At 46.3% G+C, this 6,378-nt stretch carries 3 protein-coding genes; all 3 read left to right on the top strand.

Annotated features, from left to right (window positions below):
* Positions 1 to 65 precede the first annotated feature (65 nt).
* The 3 genes from EYS00_RS18660 to EYS00_RS18650 all read left to right on the top strand — a co-directional run bounded on the left by EYS00_RS18660 (position 66) and on the right by EYS00_RS18650 (position 6,300).
* Positions 66 to 3,116 carry a TonB-dependent receptor gene (locus EYS00_RS18660; protein ID WP_130639387.1) on the top strand — a complete coding sequence of 1,017 codons (3,051 nt, stop codon included), beginning with the start codon at positions 66 to 68 and terminating at the stop codon, positions 3,114 to 3,116.
* Positions 3,117 to 3,231: 115 nt separating this feature from the next.
* A complete protein-coding gene (locus tag EYS00_RS18655) occupies positions 3,232 to 4,752 on the top strand; it encodes a tryptophan halogenase family protein (protein ID WP_130639385.1) in 1,521 nt (506 codons plus the stop codon).
* 33 nt (positions 4,753 to 4,785) lie between these two features.
* Positions 4,786 to 6,300: a tryptophan halogenase family protein gene (locus tag EYS00_RS18650; RefSeq protein WP_207301732.1), complete on the top strand. Its 1,515-nt coding sequence runs from the start codon at positions 4,786 to 4,788 to the stop codon at positions 6,298 to 6,300.
* Positions 6,301 to 6,378 lie beyond the last annotated feature (78 nt).

The raw sequence follows: 6,378 nt of genomic DNA, 5'->3' as shown, positions 1-6,378 counted from the left end.
AGCGCTGTCAATTATCGTGGTATGACAACGTTGTCATAAAATTTAAAAACAACAATGAGGCGATCATGAGAAAACTCAACAAGATCACATTTGCTGTTCAAATGGCCTGCGCCGCAAGCGCAATGGCTGTGGGAACACACGCGTATGCACAAGAATCTCAGCAAGGTGCCACGGCTGATGACATTGAAGTCATTCAGGTAAGCGGTATTCGTGGCTCTACAGTAGCGTCAATTAATACCAAGCGTTTTGCTGGCTCTATGGTTGATGGTATTGCTGCAGAAGACATCGGTAAGCTTCCTGATATCACTATTGCAGAATCACTACAGCGTATTACTGGTGTTCAAATCCAGCGCGTTGCAGGCGAGGGTGGTCCCGTTCAAATTCGTGGTCTACCTCAAGTTGACACCATGTTAAACGGTGAAGTTTTCTTAAGCGCCACGACTATCGACAGTTCAACGGTTGATTTTACAGACTTACCTTCTCAACTTTTCTCTGGCGTAGATGTTTATAAGTCTTCAGAGGCAAACAGCGCGACAGCCGGTATTTCTGGTGCTATTGACCTTCGTACTCGTCGCCCCTTTGATATGGATGAAGGCCTAACGTTCTCTGGCGGTGCCGAGTTGTCTCGTGGCAGTATCAGTGAAGAAAACAACCCAAGCATTAACGGGTTAGTCGCTTACAACAACGGTAAGGTAGGTATCTTATTTACCGCAGTTAGCACTGATGTAGACCTAGCCACCGATTACAACGGTTATTTCGATACCTCTGAAAACGGTGGTATTGGTGCAGCAAACAACAACTTTACGTGGGGCGCAAACCCACGTGGAGATGAAACACGCCATGTTGTTCCGCAAGGATTTGCTGCTTTCAATAAGCAAGAAGAGCGTAACCGTAAAGCATTCCAGCTTTCTGCCCAGGCTGATTTAGGTGAAGGCTTCGAGCTTACTTTTGACGCATTCTACACTGACCAAAGTCGTTTCAATCACCGCAGTGGTTTGTCGCAAAACAACCGTTGGTACACGTTCAACGACTATGCATACCCAACAGCGGATGGCTATACCGGTGACACCTTTACTGATGCCAATGGCGACCAATGGGGTGGGGTAAATGCTTTCAACCTAAGACCTTGGCGTTTACAAACGTTTACTCAGGCGAACAACAACTTTGAAGAGTCTGAAAACTACAACCTAGAGCTTAACTATGATAATGGTGGCCCATTAAGCGGTCAGGTGCGTATGACTCGTGCCCGTGCAACGGCATCAATGCGTCATGGTTACGGCGAAGGCGATTTGCTAAGCATTGATAGCGGTTCACTGGTGACTGGCCCAGGTCAATTCTCTCAAGGTGAAAACTGTGTCAATGGTGAAGATATTGTTGGTGACGGTGGCGGTTGTTTCGCACAGTTCTCACCGGGCGGTATTGCTGACCCAGATTTTATCCTAACCTACGATGCTTCTGGTGCTCACCCAGTATTTGGTGGATTCGATCAGTTGGTTAATGGCGGTATGGGGATGCAATCAGTTGCAGCCTACATGGCCGACATCAACTCATACCACATTGGTGCTTTCTCATCTGAAGGTAACACGGATGATGAAGGTGAAATCAATACCTTCAGTACTAAGTGGAATTATGCGCTCGACCATGATTACATCACCAGCGTTGATTTTGGTGTACGTCATATGGAACGTATTGTCGACCATGACCAGTTCACTTACACATCTGAATTCGGTGATGGTTGTGATATCGCTCAGTGGAAAGCGGTGGACCAATATCACACGGTTGATACCTGTGAAGGCAACCCTGCTGCGGGTGAATACCTAACGCAAGACGTTGTTCACGATGGCAATACCATTGCTGCGGGCACTTGGGTACCTTATACCTTATTGCCGCCAACCCGTTTGGACGAGCACACCACAGTAATGTGGCAAGACAACTTTGGTCCGGTGTCTGGTATTCCTGGTATGTGGGCGATTGATCCAAACAACTTTAGAGATCCTCGTCAGTTCCACCTAAATACGTTCGGTAACGTTCAGCGTATTGAAAATGCGGGTGCAAGTTACGATGTATCACTGGAAGAGCTTAGCTACTTTGCTCAGCTGAACTTCGAAACTGAAAAACTGCGTGGTAATGTGGGTCTACGCGTAATCGAAACCGACCTTTACGTAAAACAAAACCTTGTTGGTTCTAACTTACCGCACAGTGGATTAGGTCCAGATACAGGTGATGTAGTTACTGAGCGCAGCTATACCGATTACTTGCCGTCAGTTAACTTGGCGTATTCAGTAACAGAGGACGTTATCCTTCGTGGTTCTTACTCGAAGAACATGATGGCACTTGACCTATCTCAGTGGGGTGGTGGTAAAACGGTTGGTAAAACTATCGACGGAAGTTGTGACTGTTTGCGTGTAAGAAACGGTACGCTTACTGGTAACCCAGACCTTAATCCATGGCGTTCTGAAAACATGTCATTCTCGGCAGAATGGTATGCGGGTACTGCGACTATGTTGTTCGCAACCTATTTCGACATCGAAATTGAAAGCTTTACAGCCGCCGGTGAAGTACTTATCGACGAGCCAGATGATGATGGTATTCGTCGTGGTCCATGGCCATTCTCGACCAGCGTTCAAGGTAACGGTGGTAACGTAAGTGGTATCGAGCTTGGTGCAAAAGTAGCGTTTAGTGATGTCTCTGAAACGTCGACGTTCCTAGACAACATGGGTGTAGACGTTAACTACACATACACCGACAGTGAACAGGACAACAAAGACGTATTTGGCAACGACTTACCATTTGTAGGTATGTCTAAAGACACGTACAACTTTGTATTGTGGTACGAAGACGACAACTTCTCTACGCGTATTGCTTGGAACAGCCGTAGTCCTCGTTTGATTACGCAGGGTAGCGCAGCAGTAGGTGGTCAGTCACTTTATCAAGACGACTACTCGCAGCTAGACATTAGCTTTAATTACAACGTTAATGAAGACATCAGTGTGTATGTACATGGTGCAAACATCACTGAAGAGTTCCAACAAACCTATTTGGAATTCCCAGACCAAAAGGCGTTCCAAAACGTGTATGAAGCACGCTGGATCCTTGGTACTCGCATTAACTTCTAATGTGTCGCTTTGGCCGAACTACCTTCGGGTAGTCTCGGCCTTTTTTCGTTGTGGTTATTGAAAAAACGTTTTATGTTTTCAAAGCCGTTTTTCAATAGTCAGATGTAAATGTGTTATGACGACAGAAAAGAGAGCAATACAACATATTGCCATTGTGGGCGGCGGTACGGCAGGCTGGATGACAGCCGCTGCACTTAGTCACCACTTTAAACAGTCGAGTGTGTCAATTTCCTTGGTTGAGTCTAGTCAGCTGGGTACAGTTGGCGTGGGCGAGGCGACCATACCTACGTTACGCCGATTTTACGCCAAGCTCGGACTCACCGATCTCGATGTGGTCGCGGCTGCCGATGCTACCTGTAAGCTCGGCATTGAATTTCAAGACTGGCGAGGCAAGGGGAGCAGTTTCATTCATCCTTTTGGCTTGTTTGGTGATAAACAGCAGGATATTGGTTTTCAGCATTTTTGGTCGAAAGGACAGGAGCTGGGTGAAAATGCCGATATCAGCCAATATTCACTGGGCGTAAGTCTAGCTAAAAACAACAAGTTTACCCCGCCCAATCCAAAGCCAAAATCACGATTAGAAATATTCGACTGGGCACTTCATTTCGACGCAGTAAAGTTCGCGGCATTAATGAAGAAAGTAGCCACACAAAACGGTGTGACACACATCGATGGCAAAATAAGTGAAGTCACATTGTGTGCCGACGGAAGCATAGACTCGCTTAAGTTTGAAGATAATATCACGTCAGTAAACGCCGACCTCTACATTGATTGCTCGGGCTTTCATGGTTTATTGATAGATAAAGCCCTTAATACTCCCTACATTGATTGGACCCAATGGTTGTTGTGCGACCGTGCGGTATCAGTACAAACCCATGTTGATGAATCCCCCATTACTCGAACTATCGCAAAAGCAAAACAAGCAGGTTGGCAATGGCGTATTCCTCTGCAAACACGCCAAGGTAATGGCTACGTATACAGCAGCCAGTTTATTGACAAAGCTGACGCTACCGAAAGTCTGCTTAACGATGTAAAAGGCAGTCCGCTGCACGACCCAAGACACTTTTCGTTTACACCGGGTCGGCGTGAAGTTGCGTGGAATAAAAACTGCGTTGCAGTTGGTTTGTCAGCGGGGTTTATTGAACCACTCGAAAGTACGAGTATTGCGCTGATTGAGACCGCTATTGATCACCTGGTTCAAACTTTTAGGCAACCAGCATATAGCGCTGCCGATGTTCAGCGTTTTAATGAAGTGACACGAGACGAATACGAGCGGGTGCGCGACTTTATTATTTTGCATTACAAGCTTAATGGGAGAGATGACAGCGAACTGTGGTGCTATTGTAGAGATATGCCTGTGCCAGATACCTTGCAAGCAAAAATGGACGAATACCAAAGGGAAGGTAAACTCACTCGATACCCGTGGGAGATCTTTGGTGAAGACAGCTGGATAGCGGTGTATCACGGATTGGAATTCTACCCCAAAGGCTACGATAAGCGCTTAGCACGGGTTGATGAAGCCATGTTTGTCGACCAGCTAAAAGCGATGCGAACTTGGATAGCCAATGTCACCGAGCAAGTACCGCCCCATGAAGCGTTTCTTCGCTACGCTAAACAAGCGCAAGCGGCTAAGTGATCATCCGATAAAAAGAATATTAAGGAGCCGACTGTGTCTGCTTATCAACCGATAGAAAACATTGTTATTGCTGGTGGTGGCACCGCAGGTTGGCTGGCAGCCGCTACACTGGGCAATATTTTTGCGAACACGTCGACGCAAATTACCCTGATAGAATCATCGCAAATTGGCACCATTGGTGTGGGTGAAGCAACGATTCCTCCCTTTATTGCAGTCATTGAAAGTTTAGGCATCGACCTAGTCGATTTTATTCAGCAAACCCAAGCGAGTTTTAAATGGGGTATACAGTTTCCCAACTGGCGTAAAAAAGACCATAGCTACTTTCACCCTTTTGGCACCGTAGGCAAAACCATTGACGGTCACGACTTTTTTCAGTGTTGGTTAAAAACACTGGAAGGTAAAGATGCTATGCCACTGATGGCGCATTCAAAAGAAGCGATACTCGCTGAGCAAGGCCGTTTTTTCAAGCCATTTGAGGCTGCTAATACCCCCCTTGCCAGTGCTCAGTTTGCACTCCATGTAGACGCTAATCTTGTGGTTAAATACTTGAAACGTTTTTGCGAAGGTAAGGGCGTTAAGCATATCGATGGAAAAATAGAAAAGGTGAGCACTCATCCCAGTGGCGATATTGCGTCGTTAACACTAGATGACGGTCAACTCGTGAATGGCGACTTTTTTATCGATTGTACTGGTTTTAAGGGACTACTCATTGAGGAAACACTAGCCTCGGGTTACGAAGATTGGCGCTGTTATTTACCGTGTAACAAGGCGGTGACCGTGCCTACCCAAACCAGTGAGCCACTTAACCCCTTCACCATAGCCACTGCACAAGATGCTGGGTGGACATGGAAAATACCACTACAACACCGCACTGGTAATGGCTATGTGTTTGCTGATGATTACATTGATGATGACAGGGCGTTGAATACACTACTCAATCAGGTTGGTGAGCCTTTGCAAGGGGAACCTCAGTTTATCCCGTTTAAAACGGGGATCCGAAAACAGCCTTGGAAAGCCAACTGCCTCTCATTGGGATTAGCACAAGGTTTTCTTGAGCCTCTTGAATCAACTGCTATTCACTTGGTATCTAAGTCGTTAGCGCTGTTTGTGCGTACGTTTCCCAACAAAGAAAATAACGAACTATTGCGCAACGAGTTTAATCGCCGTTTGCGCGCTGATTATGAGGAAATTCGCGACTTTCTGATCCTTCATTATTGCGAGACTGAGCGGGAAGACACACCGTTTTGGCGCTGGTGTAAACATGAAATGCCCATACCAGCGTCGCTTCAACAAAAGTTGGATTTCTTCAAACGAGGAGGGGGTTTAATCCCTCAAGTAGAGGCACTTTTTCAGCCAACCAGCTGGTATGCCGTTTTTGAGGGGATGGGCGTTCGACCTGATGCGTATAATCCTACGCTTAATGCACTAGATGCTAATGCGTTAGGTAAAAGCTTATCGGCTGGGGCCAAATCACTACAAACGCTCGCGAATACTCAGCCGCTACACAAGGCTTTTCTTGACCAGTACTGCTGCGCGCCTAAGCCTTGAATGAGACGTTAGGGATTAAAGCTATAAATGTACGAGTTCAATACACGTTTTAAATGTTTTCTGACAATCCTATTAGTG

Origin of the sequence: Alteromonas sp. KUL49, assembly GCF_006538345.1 — a bacterium.
Lineage (GTDB): Bacteria > Pseudomonadota > Gammaproteobacteria > Enterobacterales > Alteromonadaceae > Alteromonas.
Note: the sequence above shows the minus strand (reverse complement) of the source record. Positions and strands in the feature narration are given on the sequence as shown.

What these genes read in the sequence shown, in the direction of transcription:
- EYS00_RS18660 (WP_130639387.1), top strand. Translation starts at nt 66, where the DNA reads ATGAGAAAACTCAACAAGATCACATTTGCTGTTCAAATGGCCTGCGCC.
- EYS00_RS18655 (WP_130639385.1), top strand. Translation starts at nt 3,232, where the DNA reads ATGACGACAGAAAAGAGAGCAATACAACATATTGCCATTGTGGGCGGC.